General features: G+C 62.7%; 18 protein-coding genes. 12 read left to right on the top strand and 6 right to left on the bottom strand.

Annotated elements, in window-relative coordinates:
• Positions 1-28: 28 nt before the first annotated feature.
• Positions 29-292 (bottom strand): accessory factor UbiK family protein, encoded by a 264-nt coding sequence (locus H4I92_RS08910; RefSeq protein WP_077530248.1) that lies wholly within the window; start codon positions 290-292, stop codon positions 29-31.
• 301 nt (positions 293-593) lie between these two features.
• Here H4I92_RS08910 and glnK point away from each other — a divergent pair, with 301 nt between their 5' ends.
• Both glnK and H4I92_RS08900 read left to right on the top strand, forming a co-directional pair.
• Entirely contained in the window at positions 594-932 is a 339-nt protein-coding gene (glnK, locus tag H4I92_RS08905; protein ID WP_077530247.1) for a P-II family nitrogen regulator, read from the top strand.
• A gap of 70 nt (positions 933-1,002) precedes the next feature.
• Positions 1,003-2,247, top strand: coding sequence for an ammonium transporter (locus H4I92_RS08900; protein WP_077530246.1), 1,245 nt, complete (start codon positions 1,003-1,005; stop codon positions 2,245-2,247).
• 14 nt (positions 2,248-2,261) lie between these two features.
• Here the strand turns inward: H4I92_RS08900 and H4I92_RS08895 are convergent, their stop codons facing one another.
• The 3 genes from H4I92_RS08895 to H4I92_RS08885 are packed head-to-tail and all read right to left on the bottom strand — an operon-like array spanning position 2,262 to position 4,690.
• Positions 2,262-2,711 carry a hypothetical protein gene (locus tag H4I92_RS08895; protein WP_077530245.1) on the bottom strand — a complete coding sequence of 150 codons (450 nt, stop codon included), beginning with the start codon at positions 2,709-2,711 and terminating at the stop codon, positions 2,262-2,264.
• Positions 2,708-3,937, bottom strand: a complete 1,230-nt coding sequence (locus H4I92_RS08890; RefSeq protein ID WP_077530244.1) for an MFS transporter — start codon at positions 3,935-3,937, stop codon at positions 2,708-2,710. The genes H4I92_RS08895 and H4I92_RS08890 overlap by 4 nt, the downstream gene beginning before the upstream one ends.
• Before the next feature lie 18 nt (positions 3,938-3,955).
• Positions 3,956-4,690 (bottom strand): alanyl-tRNA editing protein, encoded by a 735-nt coding sequence (locus tag H4I92_RS08885; protein WP_179105669.1) that lies wholly within the window; start codon positions 4,688-4,690, stop codon positions 3,956-3,958.
• 239 nt (positions 4,691-4,929) lie between these two features.
• Here H4I92_RS08885 and H4I92_RS08880 point away from each other — a divergent pair, with 239 nt between their 5' ends.
• Complete coding sequence (locus tag H4I92_RS08880) at positions 4,930-6,327, top strand: aminotransferase-like domain-containing protein (protein ID WP_179105668.1); 1,398 nt, start codon at positions 4,930-4,932, stop codon at positions 6,325-6,327.
• A 3-nt stretch (positions 6,328-6,330) separates the two neighbouring features.
• Here the strand turns inward: H4I92_RS08880 and speE are convergent, their stop codons facing one another.
• The gene (speE, locus tag H4I92_RS08875) at positions 6,331-7,218 is read right to left on the bottom strand and encodes a polyamine aminopropyltransferase (RefSeq protein ID WP_077530241.1); all 888 of its coding nucleotides are present in this window, start codon (positions 7,216-7,218) and stop codon (positions 6,331-6,333) included.
• 120 nt (positions 7,219-7,338) lie between these two features.
• Between speE and speA the strand changes: the two genes are divergently transcribed.
• From speA to H4I92_RS08835, 8 genes are all read left to right on the top strand, one after another.
• Entirely contained in the window at positions 7,339-9,228 is a 1,890-nt protein-coding gene (speA, locus tag H4I92_RS08870) for a biosynthetic arginine decarboxylase (RefSeq protein ID WP_077530240.1), read from the top strand.
• A 116-nt stretch (positions 9,229-9,344) separates the two neighbouring features.
• A complete protein-coding gene (locus tag H4I92_RS08865) occupies positions 9,345-9,941 on the top strand; it encodes a sigma-70 family RNA polymerase sigma factor (RefSeq protein ID WP_218668186.1) in 597 nt (198 codons plus the stop codon).
• Complete coding sequence (locus H4I92_RS08860; protein WP_077530238.1) at positions 9,938-10,579, top strand: ChrR family anti-sigma-E factor; 642 nt, start codon at positions 9,938-9,940, stop codon at positions 10,577-10,579. The genes H4I92_RS08865 and H4I92_RS08860 overlap by 4 nt, the downstream gene beginning before the upstream one ends.
• Before the next feature lie 11 nt (positions 10,580-10,590).
• Complete coding sequence (locus H4I92_RS08855) at positions 10,591-11,334, top strand: SDR family NAD(P)-dependent oxidoreductase (RefSeq protein ID WP_077530237.1); 744 nt, start codon at positions 10,591-10,593, stop codon at positions 11,332-11,334.
• An 80-nt stretch (positions 11,335-11,414) separates the two neighbouring features.
• Positions 11,415-13,190 (top strand): acyl-CoA dehydrogenase C-terminal domain-containing protein, encoded by a 1,776-nt coding sequence (locus H4I92_RS08850; RefSeq protein WP_077530236.1) that lies wholly within the window; start codon positions 11,415-11,417, stop codon positions 13,188-13,190.
• Positions 13,191-13,268: 78 nt separating this feature from the next.
• Positions 13,269-14,174 (top strand): phospholipase A, encoded by a 906-nt coding sequence (locus tag H4I92_RS08845; protein ID WP_077530235.1) that lies wholly within the window; start codon positions 13,269-13,271, stop codon positions 14,172-14,174.
• A 213-nt stretch (positions 14,175-14,387) separates the two neighbouring features.
• The gene (locus tag H4I92_RS08840) at positions 14,388-15,263 is read left to right on the top strand and encodes a LysR family transcriptional regulator (protein ID WP_077530234.1); all 876 of its coding nucleotides are present in this window, start codon (positions 14,388-14,390) and stop codon (positions 15,261-15,263) included.
• A 61-nt stretch (positions 15,264-15,324) separates the two neighbouring features.
• Positions 15,325-17,184, top strand: a complete 1,860-nt coding sequence (locus H4I92_RS08835; RefSeq protein ID WP_077531717.1) for a sensor domain-containing diguanylate cyclase — start codon at positions 15,325-15,327, stop codon at positions 17,182-17,184.
• Positions 17,185-17,189: 5 nt separating this feature from the next.
• On the opposite strand, the gene H4I92_RS08830 is transcribed toward H4I92_RS08835, so the two are convergent.
• The gene (locus tag H4I92_RS08830) at positions 17,190-17,831 is read right to left on the bottom strand and encodes a TetR family transcriptional regulator (RefSeq protein ID WP_077530233.1); all 642 of its coding nucleotides are present in this window, start codon (positions 17,829-17,831) and stop codon (positions 17,190-17,192) included.
• An 83-nt stretch (positions 17,832-17,914) separates the two neighbouring features.
• Between H4I92_RS08830 and H4I92_RS08825 the strand changes: the two genes are divergently transcribed.
• The gene (locus H4I92_RS08825; protein ID WP_077530232.1) at positions 17,915-19,096 is read left to right on the top strand and encodes a BaiN/RdsA family NAD(P)/FAD-dependent oxidoreductase; all 1,182 of its coding nucleotides are present in this window, start codon (positions 17,915-17,917) and stop codon (positions 19,094-19,096) included.
• The last annotated feature ends 1 nt before the right edge of the window (position 19,097 follow it).

Below are 19,097 nucleotides of genomic sequence, written 5' to 3'. Positions count from 1 at the left end.
CATCCCTGTTATTGGTGGTGTTGTGCGGTTACTGCTGGTGGTGGCCCACTTGTTCCTCCAGTTCCGCAACACGCTTCTCAAGCGCCTCGACCTTCTCCCGCGTACGGGTCAGGACGGCAGACTGGGCATCAAACTCCTCCCGGGTCACCAGGTCCAGCCGGTCAATCACCGAGGTCACTGCCATGCGCACGTGCTGCTCCACGTCGTCCCGGGCCACCCGGGCCATATCCGGCATGAACTGGTCCAGCTGACCACGCAGTTCGCTGAATAGATCCTGGGGGCTACGGGGCATGGCTCCACTCCTCGATTCATTGATGGGTGGTATGCTAGCACAGCGGCCAGGGCGCTCCCACAGGCCACCATGCGCCCAATATTGGGTCACGCTGGGGACGAATGCGCTACAATGGGGCAATGCAGCCGGGCCGCACCCCGGCGGCATCAGGTAACTTCCTGTTTTACAGTTCGTTTCTGCGTTGGCACAGGGCGTGCAATGGTCCGCACAGAGTCCGCACAACCTGGTGCGGGCCGATTACGCATCCCGATTAAGGCCGCCATACCCAGTTCGGCTGGGCCGGCAACGAAAGGAGAAACCCATGAAACTTGTGACAGCGATTATTAAGCCGTTCAAGCTTGATGACGTGCGCGAAGCCCTGTCCGAGATCGGTGTCCAGGGTGTCACCGTCACGGAAGTCAAAGGCTTCGGCCGGCAGAAAGGCCACACCGAACTCTATCGCGGCGCGGAATACGTCGTGGATTTCCTGCCCAAGGTGAAAGTCGAGATCGCCATCAGCGAAAAGCTGCTGGATCAGGTCATCGAGTCCATCTCGAAGGCCGCCAACACCGGCAAGATCGGTGACGGCAAGATCTTCGTCAGCGAGATGGAACAGGCGATCCGGATCCGGACCGGCGAAACCGGCGATGAAGCCGTCTGACGCCTGACCACCCCAGACGCCATCGCAACATTCCCGAAGTTGAAAAGCCTTGTGCGGAGGGCTTATTCCAATGGAAAACACAGTTAACGAACTGCAGTTTGCACTTGATACCTTTTACTTTCTGATCTGTGGTGCCTTCGTCATGTGGATGGCGGCAGGCTTCACCATGCTTGAATCCGGACTGGTCCGGGCCAAGAACACCACTGAAATCCTGGCCAAGAACGTCGGCCTCTACGCCATCGCCTGCATCATGTACATGGTCTGCGGCTACGCGATCATGTACGGCGGCGGCACCTTCCTGTCCGGCATCATGGATCCCGGCGTCTCCGAAGGCTTCACCTATGAAGCGGTTTCAACCTACGCGCCGGCCTCTGACTTCTTCTTCCAGGTTGTGTTCGTGGCAACCGCCATGTCCATCGTCTCCGGTGCTGTTGCCGAGCGGATGAAGCTCTGGGCGTTCTTCGCCTTTGCTGTTGTCCTGACCGGCTTCATCTATCCGATGGAAGGCGCCTGGACCTGGGGCGGTGCTGAGGTGTTCGGTATGTACAACCTCGCGGACCTTGGATTCAGTGACTTCGCCGGTTCCGGCATCGTGCACATGGCCGGTGCGGCTGCGGCGCTGGCAGGTGTCCTGCTGCTCGGCCCGCGTAAGGGCAAGTACGGCGCCAACGGGGAAATCCGGGCCATTCCGGGTGCCAACCTGCCGCTGGCAACCCTGGGCACCTTCATCCTCTGGATGGGCTGGTTCGGCTTCAACGGTGGTTCCGTGCTGGCAGCAGCCAGTGTTGAATCCGCCAACTCGATCGCCATTGTGTTCCTGAACACCAACACGGCGGCCGCTGGCGGCGCTATAGCAGCCCTGATCGTGGCCCGGCTGATGTTCGGCAAGGCTGACCTGACCATGCTGCTCAACGGGGCACTGGCCGGCCTGGTTGCGATCACCGCCGAGCCCTCCACTCCAACCCCGCTCGCGGCCACCATCTTCGGTGCCCTTGGCGGTGTGCTGGTGGTGTTCTCGATTGTAGCGCTGGACAAGCTGCGTATCGACGATCCGGTGGGTGCCATCTCCGTCCACGGTACCGTGGGTCTTCTGGGCCTGCTGCTGGTGCCGATCACCAATAGCGGTGCCAGCTTCAGCGGCCAGATCATCGGCGCCCTCACCATCTTCGTCTGGGTCTTTGTGGCCAGCCTGGTTGTCTGGGGCATCCTCAAGGCCGTGATGGGCATCCGTGTGAGCGAGGAGCAGGAGTACGAAGGCCTCGACATCGCCGAGTGCGGCATGGAAGCGTACCCCGAGTTCGAAGGCAACGGCTGATCAAACCAGCCGGTCTACAGGGAAGTAACGTGAACGAAAAGGGGCGCCCCGCGGGCGCCCCTTTTTTCATGGTTCCCGCGGCTCAGCCCGAGCGCGGCGATTCGCGCCCAGAACGGAAGCATATCCTCAAGTGTGAAATAGCTGGTCAGCCCCTCGGTGATCACCACAATGGGTTCACCGGGCCGGAAGCACTGCTCAACCACGCTTTCCATGGATTCCGACCCTTCCCGGATCCAGCGTTCCAGCAGGTGGTCCATGATGCGGTGGCGCTGCAGCAGTATGGTGCGCAGGTTGCTGCCACCCAGGGACCGGCTGAGCCATTCCACGGGCAACAGCCCACGGTACAGCCAGGGCCCGCCCCCGGAACCCAGAAATGCCGGTGCCAGGCTGTTGCGCCGCCAGACCTCGCCGGTGTAAAGACCGGTGAAGTTGATGGAGGCGGTGTCGTCGGACTGTCGTCTCATGATTCAGGTGCCTCCCCTTTCCGGATCCCTGAGGCGGCGGTGGCACGCTGCCAGTAGACCAGCATCGCCAGGCCGACACCGGCAACCGGCAGTGACAGCACCAAGCTTCCGGACCAGCCCAGAAGGTGGTAGAGCGCGCCCGCTCCCAGTGCGCCTACAGCGGCCAGACCGGAGACGACGGTATCATTGACGCCCTGAACCCGGTGCGCCCGCTCGGGCGCATGGCACAGGGTCAGGAAGGCGCTGCCGCCCACGTACAGGAAGTTCCAGGCCACACCCAGAAGGATCAGTGACGGCACCACGAAAAACGGCGCCTCCCCCGGCATGCCCGTAAGCGCTGAAAGCACCAGCAGCAGGAACCCCACGCCCAGCACCCGGGTATGGCCAAAACGCTCCAGCAGCCGCCCGGTAAAGAACGACGGCAGGAACATAGCCACCACATGGAGCTGGATGGCCACACCCACCAGCGCATGGCTCCCCGGGCCAGTGTTGAGCGCCAGCGTCGACTGGACCATCAACAGATTCATGACCAGATAGCCGGCCCCCGCACAGTACATAGCCAGGAACGCGCCTACCCCGGCCATGGAGGAAGGCACTGCCGGTGATTCCGCCCGTTCAGCAGTCGGCTTCGCCGATGAAGTGGCAGGCGCATTCAGCCCGGGCACACCCAGCATGACCAGAAAAGTAATGACACCGGCGAGCGAGAAGATCAGGTAGCTGTGGGCAAAAGACTGCCCCTCAAACAGGGCACCCGCCTCCAGGGTCAGCAGCGGCGCCAGGATGCCGGCCAGCACACCCCCTGCCGTAACCAGGGCCACTGCCCGGGCCCGTAACGCCGCCTCAACCCCGTCAGTGGCGGCAAACCGGTAATAATTAGCGTGGGTAATGAAGATACCCAGTAGCACATGACTGAGGATCAGCCCGGCAAAGGAGCCACCGCGGATGGCCAGGTACCCGGTCACCCCGGCCGCCATGGCAAAACAGGCGCCGAGCAGGAACGCGGGCCGCCGGCCCACGGCGCCCATGAGCCGTGAGACCGGATACGCGCACAGGATCACGACCGCGAACTGCAGCCCGTAGGGCAGGGTCGTCATCCAGGGTGTGGGTGCCAGTTCGGCACCCACGATCGCGGCCACGGAGACCGAGGCCACGGCGCAGGTCAGGAACAGTGCCTGACAGATTGCCAGCAAATAAACCCGGAGTCGTTGTCGTGCCAGATCGTCCATGCATCTCTCCCCAGTCGTTCAGCCCACGTGATCCCTGATGGTAATGCGCCGGTTGTGTTTGCTCTTCTTCTCGATCTTTGCCACATGAAGCCCCTTGAGTTCGCCGGTATGACGGACATGGGTGCCGCCGCAGGGCTGCACATCCAGCCCTTCAATCTCCACCAAACGCAGCCGCTGCTCCGTGGTGGGTGGCAGCTTGACCGTGCGCACCTGCTTCAGGGCCTCTGCGATTTCTTCCCCGGTTCGCCAGAAATGGGTAACGCGGCGCTGGTTGGCGATTTCCTCCTGCAGCGTGTGATCGAGTTCTTCCCTATTGAAGACACTCTCGGGCAGGTCAAAGTCCAGCCGGCCGCGCTCCGCATGAATTGAGCAGCCTGTCACCGGCGCGTTGATCAGGCCGCAAAGCACGTGAAGACAGGTATGCATGCGCATGTGGCGATATCGCCGGCTCCAGTCAATCTCAAAGCGGATGGTCTGCCCTTCCCGGGGCATGATTGAGGCGTCCACCTGGTGCACGATCCGGACCTTCCCGGGCATATACTGCGCATCCGAAATACGAAGGCCTTCCCCGGCACCATCTCCCCACCTGAGCCACCCGGTATCCCCGGGTTGTCCGCCGCTCTCGGCATAGAAGAGGGTTCGATCCAGGACGATGCCCCGGGAGGTTACGTCGACCACCTCGGCCTCCCCTTCCGTTGCGTAAGCATCCTCCTCAAACAAACGCTCTGTGGATCTGATGGCACATTCCTGCATGACTTCTCCCTGATCAGTCCTCTGAATTCCTTCGGGCGTTACCATTTAAGCAGGGAGAGATGGAGAGAGTATCTCTCCCTGCGACGGATTTTCATGTTTTCGCTCAGTACGACCACCGGCGTATCAAGAGGTTGTATGGCATTATTTGTATCGATACAATAAATGCAAAATTTTCAATAGATCTTACAATTATAGAGACTATTGACCACAACAATGATGTCAACAACAATATTGTTATCATGACAAAATGGTTTGAACGCTTCGACAGATCCGAGCGCCCCCACCACAAACACATTGCCTCACTTATTGCACAGGGGCTGGCATCGGGCGAACTGCAACCGGGCGACAAGCTGCCCACACACCGCGCCCTGGCAGACGTGCTGGAGGTAACCGTAGGCACGGTCACCCGTGGCTATGCGGAAGCCGAGAAGCGGGGGCTGATCGTGGCGCGCACGGGCAGTGGCACCTTCGTCCGCTCCAGCGAGACGGAGCACGACGCCGAATTCGGCATTCCTCCGGAAAGTGAGGCGCCGGGAGCCATAAACTTCGCGTTGAGCTACTGCATTCCCGCCTACCGGGAACAGGCCCTCGCCGAGTCCCTGCAGTCTCTGGCCCAGGACCCGAAGGCTCTGCACGATGCGGTCTCCTACCAGCCGGAGTTCGGGCTGGAGCGTCACCGGCGCATTCTCACGGAGTGGTTTGAACACTGGGGCCAGAAGCTTGACCCGGAGGAAACCCTGATCACTCTGGGTGGCCTGCACAGCGTGCACATTGCGCTGCAGGCACTGGCACGCCCAGGGGGTACGGTTGCCTCAGCCAGCCTCACCTACCCCGGCATCATTGCCGCAACCCGCCAGCAGGGGCTGCGGCACTGCGCTCTGGAGATGGACGCAGAAGGCATACGGCCGGATTCGTTCGAGGCCCTCTGCCACCAGCAGTGCCCACAGGTTCTCTATTGCACACCCAACCAGAACAACCCCACGACCGCCTGTATGGGGTATGAGCGCCGGCAGGCGCTGCTGCGTATTGCGGCTCGCCATGGCGTCTGGATCCTGGAGGATGACATCCACCTGGTCAGCGCGGACGAGCGGCCACCAAACCTGGTTGAAATGGACCCGGAACGGGTCCTGTACATCAGCGGCTGCTCCAAGGTCATGGCCGGCGGCCTGCGGGTGGGCGTGCTCCGTGGCCCCGCCAGCCTGGTGGGGCGGCTTGGTGACAGTCTTCGCAGCCACTGCTGGATGGCGCCACCGCTGAATGCGGAGATTGCCTGTCGCTGGATCAGCTCGGGCCGTGCCAACGAACTGATGCGCTGGCAGCGTGGGGAGATCGGCCACCGCCAGGCACTGGCCGCCAATATCCTCGCAAATTACACCTACCAGGCACAGCCCTACGGGTTCAATCTGTGGCTCTACCTGCCCGAACCCTGGCGGCCCAACGAGTTCGTTGCCGCCTGCGAGCGGGAAAGCGTGTTGATCCGAAGCGGTGAGCCTTTTGCTGTGGGCCGTTCTCCCGTACCTCCCGCCGTTCGGCTCTGCCTTTCCGCAGAAGCCCACCGGGAGACAGTTGAAAAGGGTCTCAGGACCGTAGAGGCCCTGCTTAAGGAGCAGCCTCCTGCGGCTCCAAACACAATTTGAGCATCACCCTTCACCGCCGACGGGGTGATCCTCGCCGATGATGTCCTGCAGGAAGGGCGGCGTGGCCAGCGCCCCGCGGTGCACATCGGCACTGTAGTAGCGGGTCGGGAACGGCCGCGTGCCGGCATCCGCCTCCCGGAAGTGCTCCAGCGGCGTCACCTTGCCGGCGATGGTGCAGCTCCACCAGCCCGTGGGGTAGACCGGCTGCGGAAAAACCAGCGTCTTGCTGTGATGATAGCCGGCGGCCTTCATGTCCTCATGCGCCTTACGGATGATCGACTTCGGCCGCTCCATCAGGGGCGACTCGGTCTGCTGCACCATCAGGCCGTTCTCGCCCAGCGCCATGTAGCAGTCGCGGTAGAAATCCTTCGTGAACAGACCCTCGGCCGGCCCAACCGGATCCGTACTGTCGATGATGATGACATCGAAATAGCCCGGATCCGTGTCCTGGATCCACTTGATGCCGTCACCGAAGAAGAAGTTGGCACGCGGGTCCTCGTTCGCCTCGCACAGCTCCGGGAACCATTTTTCGGAAAGTTCCGTCACACGCTGATCGATCTCCGCCTGCCAGACTTCCTCCACGCCGTCATGGCGCAGCACCTCGCGCAGCGTGCCGCAGTCGCCACCGCCAATGATGGCCACCCGTTTCGGGTTGCGGTGCGTGAACAAAACCGGGTGCGCCATCATCTCGTGGTACAGGAAGTTATCCCGGGTGGAGAGCATGACGCAGCCATCGATCGCCATGAGATAGCCGAAGGTCTCGGTCTCGTAGATGCTGATGGTCTGGTAGGGCGACTGCTCCTCGTGCACCTTCCCCTTGATCCGGAATGAGAAGGCGATGGACTCCTCCGCGTAGACCTCGGTGAACCAGTTGTCGTCGAGTCCGCTCATGGTTCTCTCCTGCGCCTGGGTAAAGGGATCATTGTACGACCCGCCGGCACTGGACAGAAGTCTGTTCCATAGACGCCCGCGGCCTTACAATCCCCGGAAAGCCATCTGCCCGGAGCCTGCATGCACAGCGACCCCCCTGGCCGCACCTGGAACATCGACCGCTGGAGCGAGGGCTATGTGTCAGTCGGCGCCGGGGGTGAGCTGCGCATCAACCCCGACACCCAAAGCCCAGGGCTATCGCTGGCCGGGGTGGTGGCACAGGTGCAGCGCCAGGGCGCCCGCCTGCCGGTTCTGATCCGCTTCAGTGACATTCTCCATCACCGCGTGAACCGCCTTTGCCGGGCCTTCAACGATCCCATCCGGCATCTTGGCTACGAGGGGGGCTACACCGCCGTCTACCCCATCAAGGTCAACCAGCAGCGCCGCGTGGTGGAGGAGATCATCCGCAGCGAACCGGCCGGCGGGCAGGGCCAGATCGGCCTGGAGGCCGGCAGCAAGCCGGAGCTTTTCGCAGTGCTGGCACTGGCGCCGCCCAATGCCCGCATTATCTGCAACGGCTACAAGGACCGCGAGACCATCCGCCTGGCGCTGATGGGGCAACGCCTCGGCCACCGTGTTTACATCGTGGTGGAGAAGGCCTCCGAGCTCCCCCTGATCCTGGACGAGTCCCGCCGCCTGGGCGTCCGGCCCCTCATCGGGATTCGCGCCCGGCTGGCCACAATCGGTGAAGGTAACTGGCAGAACACCGGCGGCGAGAAATCCAAGTTCGGGCTCTCCGCGCAGCAGGTCCTGACGGTGGTGGAGCAGCTGCATGAGGCCGATGCCCTGGACTGCCTGCAACTGCTGCACTTCCACCTGGGCTCCCAGATCGCCAACATCCGGGACATCCAGACCGGCCTGCGCGAGGCGGCGCGCTTCCACCATACCCTGCGCGAGGCCGGCGCGCCCCTGAATACCGTGGATGTGGGCGGCGGCCTGGGCGTGGACTACGAGGGCACCCGTTCGCGCAGCGCCTGCTCCATGAACTACAGCATGGAAGAGTACGCCCGTCAGGTGGTGCAGACCTTCCACGAATCCTGTACCCGCAACAATCTGCCCCACCCGCACCTGATCACCGAATCCGGCCGGGCCATGACCGCCCACCACGCGGTACTGGTGACCAACATCATCGACCGGGAGGCGCCCGAAACGGCCAGCCCGGAACCGGTCCCCGGGACCGCCCCGGCACCACTGCGCAGCCTCTGGGCGGACTACCAGGCGCTCAGCGGCGACGGCCCCGAACGCTCCGCCGTCGAGATCCATCATGATGCGGCGCAGGCCATGGCGGACGTGCAGACCGAATTCGCCCACGGCCTGATGTCACTGCAACAGCGCGCCCAGGCGGAACAGCTCCAGCGGCAGGTGGCCATGCGGCTTCGCACCCGGCTCAACCCCGGCAACCGCGTACACCGCGACCTGCTTGATGAACTCAACGAACAGTGCGCGGAACGGCTGTTCATGAACCTCTCGATCTTCCAGTCGCTGCCGGACATCTGGGGCATTGACCAGATCTTCCCCATCCTGCCACTGCAGGGGCTGGACCGGCCGACCACCCGGCGGGCCGTGCTGCGCGACATGACCTGCGACTCCGATGGCCGCATTGACCACTACGTGGATGGCGACGGCATTGAGACCACCCTGCCCCTGCCCGATGCCACGGATGTGGATCAGCTTGCCTTCTTCATGACCGGCGCCTACCAGGAGATCCTGGGGGACATGCACAACCTGTTCGGCGATACGGACGCCGCCGATGTCAGCCTCGACGCCGAAGGCAACGCCCAGGTCAGACACCTGGCCCATGGCGAGACCCTGGCCAGTGTGCTGCGCCAGGTTAACCACGACCCCGAGGGCCTGTTCCGCCGGCTCGAATCCCGGATCGAGACCGCCGGGCTGGCGGAGGACGAGCGCCTGCGGCTGCTTGAACAGATCCGTCAGGGACTGGAAAGCTACACCTATCTCACCGGAGACTGATCCATCCGCGTAGCGCCCGCGTAACCCTGTTCAGGTTTGATTTCCCAACATGGCGACGGGCACCTACAATGGAACTCATAAGAAGCAGCCAGACGGCAGCAACCAAGAGTCGCAACGTGACCACAGCCCCGGACAGCTCGCGCGCCGAGCGCAGCAAGGACCACTGGAGCCAGCTCCTGGAACGGGTCGCCAGCCATCAGGACAGGGCGGCGTTCCACCAGCTGTTTGAGCACTTCGGTCCGCAGATCAAATACTATGCGATTTCCAATGGCATAGCCCATCAGGCGGAGGAGCTCGTCCAGGAGGTCATGATCTCCATCTGGCGGCGGGCCTCCACCTATGACTGGCGCAAGGCGGCTGCCTCCACCTGGATCTTCACCATTGCCCGGAACCAGCGTATCGATATGCTGCGCAAGATCCAGCGCGGCAGCGCCGAGATGGCCATCGAGACGGAAGACCTGTGGCAGATCCCGGGTGACGATGAGAAGGATCCGGTGCCGTCCCTGCACCGTATAATTGCTGAACGGCGCATCCGTGACTCCTTCGAACACCTGCCACAGGAACAGCTGACCGTGCTCAAACAGGTCTATCTCGAACACAAGTCGCACCAGGCCGTGGCCGAGGATCTGGGTATTCCGCTCGGAACCGTCAAGAGCCGTGTCCGTCTGGCACTGGGCAAACTGAAAGTGATTCTTCAGGATCAGGATCTATGAGTACCCATCATCCCGATGAAGTCCTTCTGATGGAGTACAGTGCGGGCACGCTCTCCGAGCCCATGGCCCTGTGCATGCGTATGCATCTGGACCGGTGCTCCCACTGTCGCGGCCAGCTGGACATGCTGAACAGCCTGGGCGCGATCATGCTCGACCACAGCAAACAGGCGAGCCGGGTCTCCGACGACCTGTTCGACAACATTGTCGCGCAGATTGACAGTGAGCCGGCATCCCGCGAGGCGACGGTGGAGAAGCCCTCCAACGACTCCCCGCTTGAACGGCTGCTCGGCAGTGATCTGAACGAGCTGCCCTGGAAGCGCCAGCTGGCCGATGTCAGCGTCTATGACCTGAGCGACCGGTTTCCCGGTGAGGAGCGCGTAACCCTGCAGAAGCTGTGCGCTGGCGGACGAGCCCCCTCTCACAGCCACCACGGCTCTGAGGCCACACTGGTTCTGACCGGTGCCTTTGCCGATGCCAATGGTGTGTTCAGCAAAGGGGATTTCGTGATCCTGGACCACCACCATGACCACCAGCCGGTAGCCCTGCATGGTGAGGACTGCATCACCCTCTCGGTGATGGATGCCCCCGTTAAGCTCACCGGCCGGCTGACACGGCTGCTCAACCCCTTCATCCGCTAGCTGCTGGGCTGATGGATACGCTGGTTGCCGGAATCAGTGGTGGTATTGGCCTGGCGCTGGCGGCCCATGAGCTGCGGCGCAATCCCGACACCCATGTGGTCGGGCTGAGCCGGAACGCTTCCAGAAGCCAGGATGCCTGCGCTCTGGCTGAAGCCTTCCCCGGGCGGCTCAGCCTGGTGGATGGCGACGTGGGTAACAGGGAGGCTCTGAAGGCCGCTCTCGCCGGCCATCTGCCCGCGGATGCCCGGATCACCCGTGTTCTCTATGCCGTTGGCGTGCTCCATGGCGAAGGGCTGTTTCCGGAAAAGCGGCTGGAGGACGTGGATCCGGAGGCCATGCTCCAGAGCTACCGGGTCAACACACTGGGATTCCTCAACACCGTCCAGGCGCTGATTCCATGGCTGCGCCACCGCGATCCCAAGCTGATCGCCGCTGTCTCCGCCAAGGTCGGTTCCATCGGCGATAACAGCTACGGTGGCTGGTACGGCTACCGCTGCAGCAAAGCCGCCCTGAATATGGCAGTGCGCAATCTCGCCATTGAAACCCAGCGCCGGCTCCGGCCCGCAACTGTCGTGGCCCTGCACCCGGGCACCACGGAAACCGCCCTCACCGCTCCTTTCCAACAGTCTTTGGCCCACCTCAGGGTGCACAGCCCCGCTGACACCGCCGCCAACCTGTGGACGGTTCTGGATGGCCTGAGTCCGGAAGACAGTGGTCGCTTCCTGAGCTGGGACGGCTCCGAACTCCCCTGGTAGCCCTGAACCAACAACCCGCCTCATCCGTAAATACTGATACATCCTGAATCTCCATTCACCTCACCATAGCGAGGCGTTTCATGGCCTACGATGCACCGGTTACCGATTACCGTTTCCTTCTCTACAACGTTCTCGGCGCCGACCGCCTGTGCGAACTCGAGCCCTATGCCGAGGCAACCCCGGACCTGATCAATGCCATCCTGGAGGAAGGCGGCCGCTTCATGCGGGATATCATGGAGCCTACCAACGTACCGGGCGACCGCGAGGGCTGCCAGTTCAACCCCGAGGACGCCAGTGTCACCACCCCCTCCGGCTTCCAGGAGGCCTACCGCCAGTTCTCCGAGGGCGGCTGGACGTCGCTGGACGCGCCGGTCGACTACGGTGGCCAGGGGCTGCCTCACATTCTCAAATTCATCGTGGATGAAATGGTCTGCGCCACCAACCTGTCCCTGGGCATGTACCCAGGGCTGACCCATGGGGCCATCAGCACCCTGCATGAACACGGCTCCCAGGAACTGAAGGACACTTACCTGGAGAAGCTGATCTCCGGGGAGTGGACCGGCACCATGTGCCTGACCGAGCCCCAGTGCGGCACGGATCTGGGCCTGATCCGCACCAAGGCCCAGCCGGATGCCGACGGCAGCTACCGGGTCAGCGGTACCAAGATCTGGATTACCGGGGGCGAACATGACCTGACGGACAACATCATGCACCTGGTCCTGGCCAAGCTGCCGGATGCACCTGCCGGTACCAAGGGCATCTCCCTGTTCGTGGTTCCCAAGGTGATTCCTGAGACCGGTGAGCGCAACAGCATCTTCTGCGGCGGCCTCGAGCACAAGATGGGCATCAAGGGCTCCGCCACCTGCGTCATGAACATGGACGAGGCCCGGGGCTGGCTGGTGGGTGAGCCCCATGACGGTATGCGCCAGATGTTCACTATGATGAACGAGGCCCGCCTGATGGTGGGCATGCAGGGGCTGGGGCTGGCCGAGGCCGCCTACCAGGTAAGCCTCGGGTTTGCGAAAGAGCGCCTGCAGAGCCGCTCCCTGTCCGGCCCGAAGAACCCGGATGGCCCGGCGGATCCGGTCATTGTGCATCCGGACGTGCGCCGGATGCTCATGCGCCAGAAGGTACTCAATGAAGGCATGCGCGCCATGGCCCTGTACGCCGGACACCAGCTGGATCTGTCCAAGGCCCACCCGGACCCTGAAACCCGCCAGACAGCGGATGACATCGTCCAGATCATGACGCCCGTAGTGAAAGCCTTCCTGACGGATGAGGGCTACGCCAATGCCAACACCGGCCTGCAGGTGCTGGGCGGCTCCGGCTTCACCCAGGACTGGCCCATTGAACAGTACGTGCGTGATGGCCGCATTGCCCGCATCTACGAGGGCACCAACGGCATCCAGGCCATGGACCTGGTTGGACGCAAGCTCAGCCTGCACAAGGGCCGCCTGGTGCAGAGCCTGTTCGCGGACATGACCGGCTACCTGAAACAGAATCCGGACTGCGCTCACCGGGGTCAGCTGAAAGCTGCGCTGGCAACTCTTGAGGAAGCCGTCAGCTGGCTGAACAACAACGCGCGCCAGGATCCGGAACAGGCTGGTGCCGCGGCTACGCCCTTCCTGCGGCTCACGGGTCTGACCGTGATCGCGTGGATGTGGACCCGCATGGCCGATGCCGCCGGTGAGGCGCTGGCCAATGGCGAGGGCAACCAGGCCTTCAATGAGGCCAAACAGGTCTCAGCGCGTTTCTTCTTCGACAAGCTCCTTCCGGAGAAAGACGCCCTGCTGGCGGACATTACGGACGGCAAAGAAAGTCTCATGGCCCTGGAAGACGACCAGTGGGCCCTGTAACCACTCATGGCATACCAGACGCCGGGCCCAGTGCCCGGCGTTTTTGTATCCGGCTCACGCCTGGCGTAAACTCCGGCCATGAAACGACTACGCCACCTGACACCGCTTATGGCCCTCCTGGCCGGGCTCCAGGCAGCCCCAGGCTTGGCACATCCCCACGAGGAAGCCAACGACGCCTCAGAGACAGGCTCCGATCCCGCACCACGCAAACGGATGCTGGGCGAGTCCAGCATTCTGCAGCCACACCGGCGCAACTACCTGCTGCCTGCCACCTGGGTCAGCTCCCCCAACCAAGTGCCGACCACACCGACCTATACGCCGGAGCCACATGGTGAAGAAGTTGAGAAGGAAGAGGTCAAATTCCAGCTCAGCTTCCGGATACCGCTTCTGACCGGTGTCTTTGACGGGCCCAATCGTCTGTGGTTCGGCTACACCCAGCTGGCATTCTGGCAGCTTTACAACACCGATGAATCCTCGCCCTTCCGGGAGATCAACTTTGAACCCGAAATCTTCATGACCCACGACCTGGGCTGGGAGATTGGTCCGGGCAAACTCGAAATGCTCATAGTCGGTTTCAACCATGAGTCCAATGGCCGTGAGGAGCCTTTCTCGCGCAGCTGGAACAGGGTTAAGGCAGGCATGGTCTACAGCACCGACAACTGGACGTTCGCCCTGGAACCCTGGTATCGGATCAAGCCCTCGCGGTCGGAGGATGACAACCCGGACATTGACCGGTATCTCGGGTATGGCCAGCTCAACGCGGTCTACAACCCGGCCGGCACCCATGCTCTGGGCATCTCTGTAATGAACAACCTGCATGACGAGAACAACCGGACCTCCGTAGAGGTCAACTGGTCCTTCCCGGTAAGCAATTCCATCAAGGCCCATATCCAGTACTACAACGGATACGGCGAGTCCCTGATCGACTACAACGAGCGCACCCACCGCATTGGGCTGGGCGTCTCCCTGAACGACTGGCTCTGAACAACAGCGGAATCGGAAAGGAATGGGCAGGCGGACGCCTGCCCATGGAAGGGGCTGCCGGCCAGCCGAGGAGCCTGACCGGTAACCGGCGGCATCACAATGCGCGGGCAAACCCGCTCTTCCCTGAACCCGCGCCTTGATGCTGGTTACACTTTACCCACGGCAATCGATGATGGAAAATGATTATTTCTATTCGATCCGTGAGTTACGCTCATGATTCAGCGTCATCATCTTGAAATCCTCATGGCCCTGCACGAAAAGGGCACCCTGGGTGAAGCCGCCAGCCACCTGTGCCTGACGCAGTCGGCCCTCTCTCATGCCATGCACAAGTTGGAGGAGCAGAGCGGGGCCCGGCTGTGGTCCAAACAGGGCCGGCGCCTGCAGCTGACCCAGGCCGGCAACTACCTGCTCGAACTGGGCCAGCAGCTGCTGCCCCGCCTGCAGGAGGCGGACGCCACCCTGCGCGCCTTCGGTGAAGGACGGCGCGGGCGCCTGCGTATCGGCATGGAATGCCATCCCTGCTACGAGTGGCTTCTGACGGTTGTCCAGCCCTATCTGCGACGTTGGCCGGACGTGGACCTGGACGTGATCCAGAAGTTCCGCTTCAACGGCCTGGAGGCACTGACCCAGCACCGCATCGACATTCTGATCACCAGTGATCCTGTATTCAGTGAAGCGCTCTGCCACACACCGGTGTTTGACTATGAGTTGATGCTGGTTGCCGCCTCAGAAAACCCCCTGGCCGGCGGCGGCACCGTCACCCCGGACCGGCTCAGCCAGGCCCGGCTTATCCATTTCCCGGTGGCCCGGGAACGGCTGGACGTGTTCACGCACTTCCTCTCGCCTGCCGGGCTGGAACCGGTCCACCAGCAGGAGGTGGAAGCCATGGAGATCATGCTTCAGCTGGTGGCGGCCAACCGGGGTGTCTGCACCCTTCCGGACTGGCTGGCTGAGCGCTATCGCGACAGCCACCCCATTGCCACACGGCGCCTGGGTGAGGAAGGGGTCCACAAGACCCTGTATCTGGTCTACCGCCAGGCAGACGCCAGCATTGATTACCTGGCCGACTTCGTCGGTTACGGGCGGTAACCAGAGAGCAACACGGTATCCCTGAGCCCCCACTACACTGAGCGGGAAAGGGATGCTGATTATGAGCCGCACACTGATTCGGTTACTACTTTTCGGGCTCCTGCTGCTGGCAGGGTTCGCGTCCGCCACGACTGCCCAGTGGTCCGGGAGCGAACAGAACCTCGCACTGGAGGGCCATACCCAGTCGTGGGTCGACACCAGTGGCGACGCCAGCCTCGACGAGGTCCGCAGCCTGCCATCCGGCGCATGGAACCAGGAACAGCCACCCTCCATCAGTCACGGCTATGTGGATGAGCCCTACTGGTTCCGGAGCCGGATCCATAACCCCACGGATGCCGCACTCAGCCCCTATCTTGAAATCGGTTACCCGGCCCTGCACCACATTGATCTGCATGTGATCAGCGATGGCGAGACCGTGCAGACGCAGACCATGGGCAATCAACTGCCGTTCTGGGAGCGCCCCCTCGAACACCGTAATTTTGTGGCACCGCTGGAACTCGGCCCGAAGGAAACGCTGACCGTGTTCATGCGGGTGGATACAGGCAGTTCCATGCAGGTCCCGCTGACCCTCTGGAAGCCGGAAGCTTTCCTTGCCTATGAACAGTCCGATCTCTTGTTCCAGGGCGTCTACTTCGGTATTGCCGTGGCCATGATCTTCTACCACATCTTCGTCTATATCGCGGTACGCGAACGGGCCTTTCTCTACTACATCGGTTACATCTCCGCCATGCCCCTGTTCCTGGCTACGCTTGGCGGGCTCGCCTACCAGTTCCTCTGGCCCGGCGCGACCTGGTGGAACAACCAGCTGATGATGATCTTCCTGATGTGCGTGGTGGTGTTCGGCTCCCTGTTCACCGTCCGCTTCCTGTCCATCAATACCGACAACCACCCCTTCCTGCTGCGCGCCATCTGGAACCTGAATGCCGCCGCCACACTCATCATCCTGGCGGCGCTCTATATACCCTTCAGCACCATCGTCCTGGGGAGCATCGGCGTCGCCTTCGTGGCCTGCTGCCTGATGCTGCTGGTTGGTATTGTGCGGCTCATGGCAGGAGTCAGGGCGGCGCGTTACTACACAGTGGCCTGGTTTGCCATGCTTACCGGGGGCATCATCCTGGCCCTGAGCAAATTCGCCCTGGTGCCCAACAATGTGTTCACCCAGAACGCGGTCCAGGTGGGCTCGGCCCTCGGGGTCATCCTGCTTTCGTTCGCCATTGCCGATCGCCTGAACAAGGAGAAGCAGGCAGCCCTGGAAGCCCAGAACCAGGCCCTGTACGAGGAGCGCAATGCCCGTATGGCCCAGGCGGAGACGCTGCGGGTCCAGGAAGAGGCCAATACCCGTCTTGAGCACCGGGTGCATGAGCGTACCCAGGCCCTGGAAGCCGCCAACGCCAAGCTTCTGGAGTTCAGCACCACGGATGCGCTCACTGGCCTGCGCAACCGTGGCTACTTCGAGGAGGTCTTCCCGAACTACTGCGTGGAAGCCTTCCGTTACCGGCAGCCGCTGTCCGTTATGGTCCTGGACATTGACCACTTCAAGGCCTTCAATGACCGTTACGGGCATCTGGTGGGTGACGACTGCCTGCGGGTGGTGGCGGAGTGCATTGCCAGCCTGGTGACGCGCCCTGAGGATATAGTGGCCCGTTATGGTGGCGAGGAGTTCGCGGTAGTACTTCCGGATACCGGTGTTGAGGGGGCTCGCTGTGTGGCCGAACGGATCCGCCAGCACGTGGCCGAAACCCCCTTCCCGATCTCACAGGAAACCATCCACCTGACGCTGAGCATCGGTGTCAGCGGCCGGGTTCCCGAGGTGGCCAATATCAGCCAGAGCCTGTTCCAGGATGCCGACCAGGCCCTCTACGCCGCCAAGCACTCCGGGCGCAACCGGGTCATGGTCGACAGCGGCGGGGAACTGGCCTGAATACGCTAGGAACCCGCCAACCTCGCGTCCAGATCCGGCGCCAGTATCTCGGCCATGGCGCCCATGAACTGGCGGTGCAGAAAGCGCTCCGTCTCCTTCTGGATGGCCCTCTGCTGCTCCGGATACTCGATGTAATCCATGCCCCGGAAAAGCATGAACCGGACCACGGTCCGGGCGATGTCCAGCACTGTGGTCCGGTCCACCTGGGGCACCAGTTGCCGCTCGGTCACGTCATCGGCCATCTCCGTGGCCGCCTCCTCCAGCTGCCGCGCCAGGGCCTGCCGGAGCACCAGTGAGGGTCCGTGCAACTCCCGGACCGCGACCATGACCACCGCCGGGTTGACGCGGAAGTACTCGTATACGAAATAGACCGAATCGTGGGCCGCCTGATCCGAAGTGGCCGCCGCTGTGCGCAGGCGCCGGACCTGGCGCTTGACCTCGGAGGCGATGCACTCGAGCACGAACAGACCGAAGTCATCGAGATCCGAGAAGTGGCGGTAGAAGGTGTTGGGATTGAGGCCGGCCTCACGGGCCAGCTCCCGGATGCCCAGCGAACTGATGCTGCGACTGCTGGTGACCAGGCGCAAGGATGCCTGGAGCAGTTTCATCTTCCCTTCCGGGATGGACTGGGTTCCGGGTCCGATCATCGGCCTCTTTCCACTGGTTCACTCGGGTTCGCGGGCCTTAGAATACGCGCTCATGCAGCCCATTCAGACAGGCCAGCCCTATCATGCCCACGACCTACGATGTCATCATCATCGGCGCCGGCGCCGCCGGGCTCATGTGCGCCGCCACCGCCGGCTATCGTGGCCGCAGCGTGCTGGTGATCGAACACGCCCGCCGCCCCGGGCGCAAGATCCTGATGTCCGGAGGGGGACGGTGCAATTTTACCAACCTCAACAGCACCCCGGCGAACTTTCTGTCGGACAACCCCGGATTCTGCATTTCCGCCCTTAAGCGCTATACCCCGGAACACTTCCTTGAGCTGGTCGAACGCCATGGCATCGAACACGAGGAAAAGGCCGCTGGCCAGCTGTTCTGCCAGGACTCAAGCAAGGAGATTGTGGATCTTCTCATGACCGAGGCCGAGTGGGCGGGCGTCGATGTGATGACCCGCACGACGGTGGAGACCGTCAGTCCCCAGGATGGCGGCTACACCCTGAACACCAGCGCCGGGGACTTCCACTCGGAGGCCCTGGTCGTGGCCTGCGGCGGGCTTTCGATTCCCACCATGGGGGCCACTGGTTTCGGCTATGAGCTGGCACGCCAGTTCGGGCTCGATATCATTCCCACCCGCGCCGGTCTGGTTCCGTTCACACTGACGCCGGAACTGAAGCAACAACTGGCGCCCCTAGCCGGCATCAGCTGCCCGGTCGCGGTCCGTTGTAACGGGGAGCGGTTCCAGGAGCCCATGCTGGTGACGCACAAGGGGCTGAGTGGCCCGGCCATGCTGCAGATCTCAAGCTTCTGGGAACCCGGCGACGCCCTGACCATCGACCTGCTTCCGGACCGGGATGCGGACCAGTGGCTGGCGGACCAACGCCGCGATCACCCCAATCGAGGCATCGCGCGCGCCTTGGGCGGTGAACTGCCCAAGCGCTTCGCCCAGGCCTTCACGGAGCTCCAGGGATGGCAGGCCCCACTCCAGCATTTCAGCAGGGTGGACCTGACGCAGGCGGCGCAGACCCTGAATGGCTGGCAGCTGACACCGGCGGGCACTGAGGGCTACCGGACCGCCGAGGTTACTCTGGGCGGCGTGGATACCCGCTCGCTGTCCTCTAAGACCATGGAAGTCCACGACCAGCCCGGGCTTTTCTTCATCGGCGAGGTGGTGGACGTCACCGGCCACCTCGGCGGGCATAATTTCCAGTGGGCCTGGGCCTCCGGCGTCGCCGCCGGCCAGGCGGTCTAGG

Source organism: Vreelandella halophila (assembly GCF_019903425.1).
Classification (GTDB): Bacteria; Pseudomonadota; Gammaproteobacteria; order Pseudomonadales; family Oleiphilaceae; genus Halospina; species Halospina halophila.
Note: the sequence above shows the minus strand (reverse complement) of the source record. Positions and strands in the feature narration are given on the sequence as shown.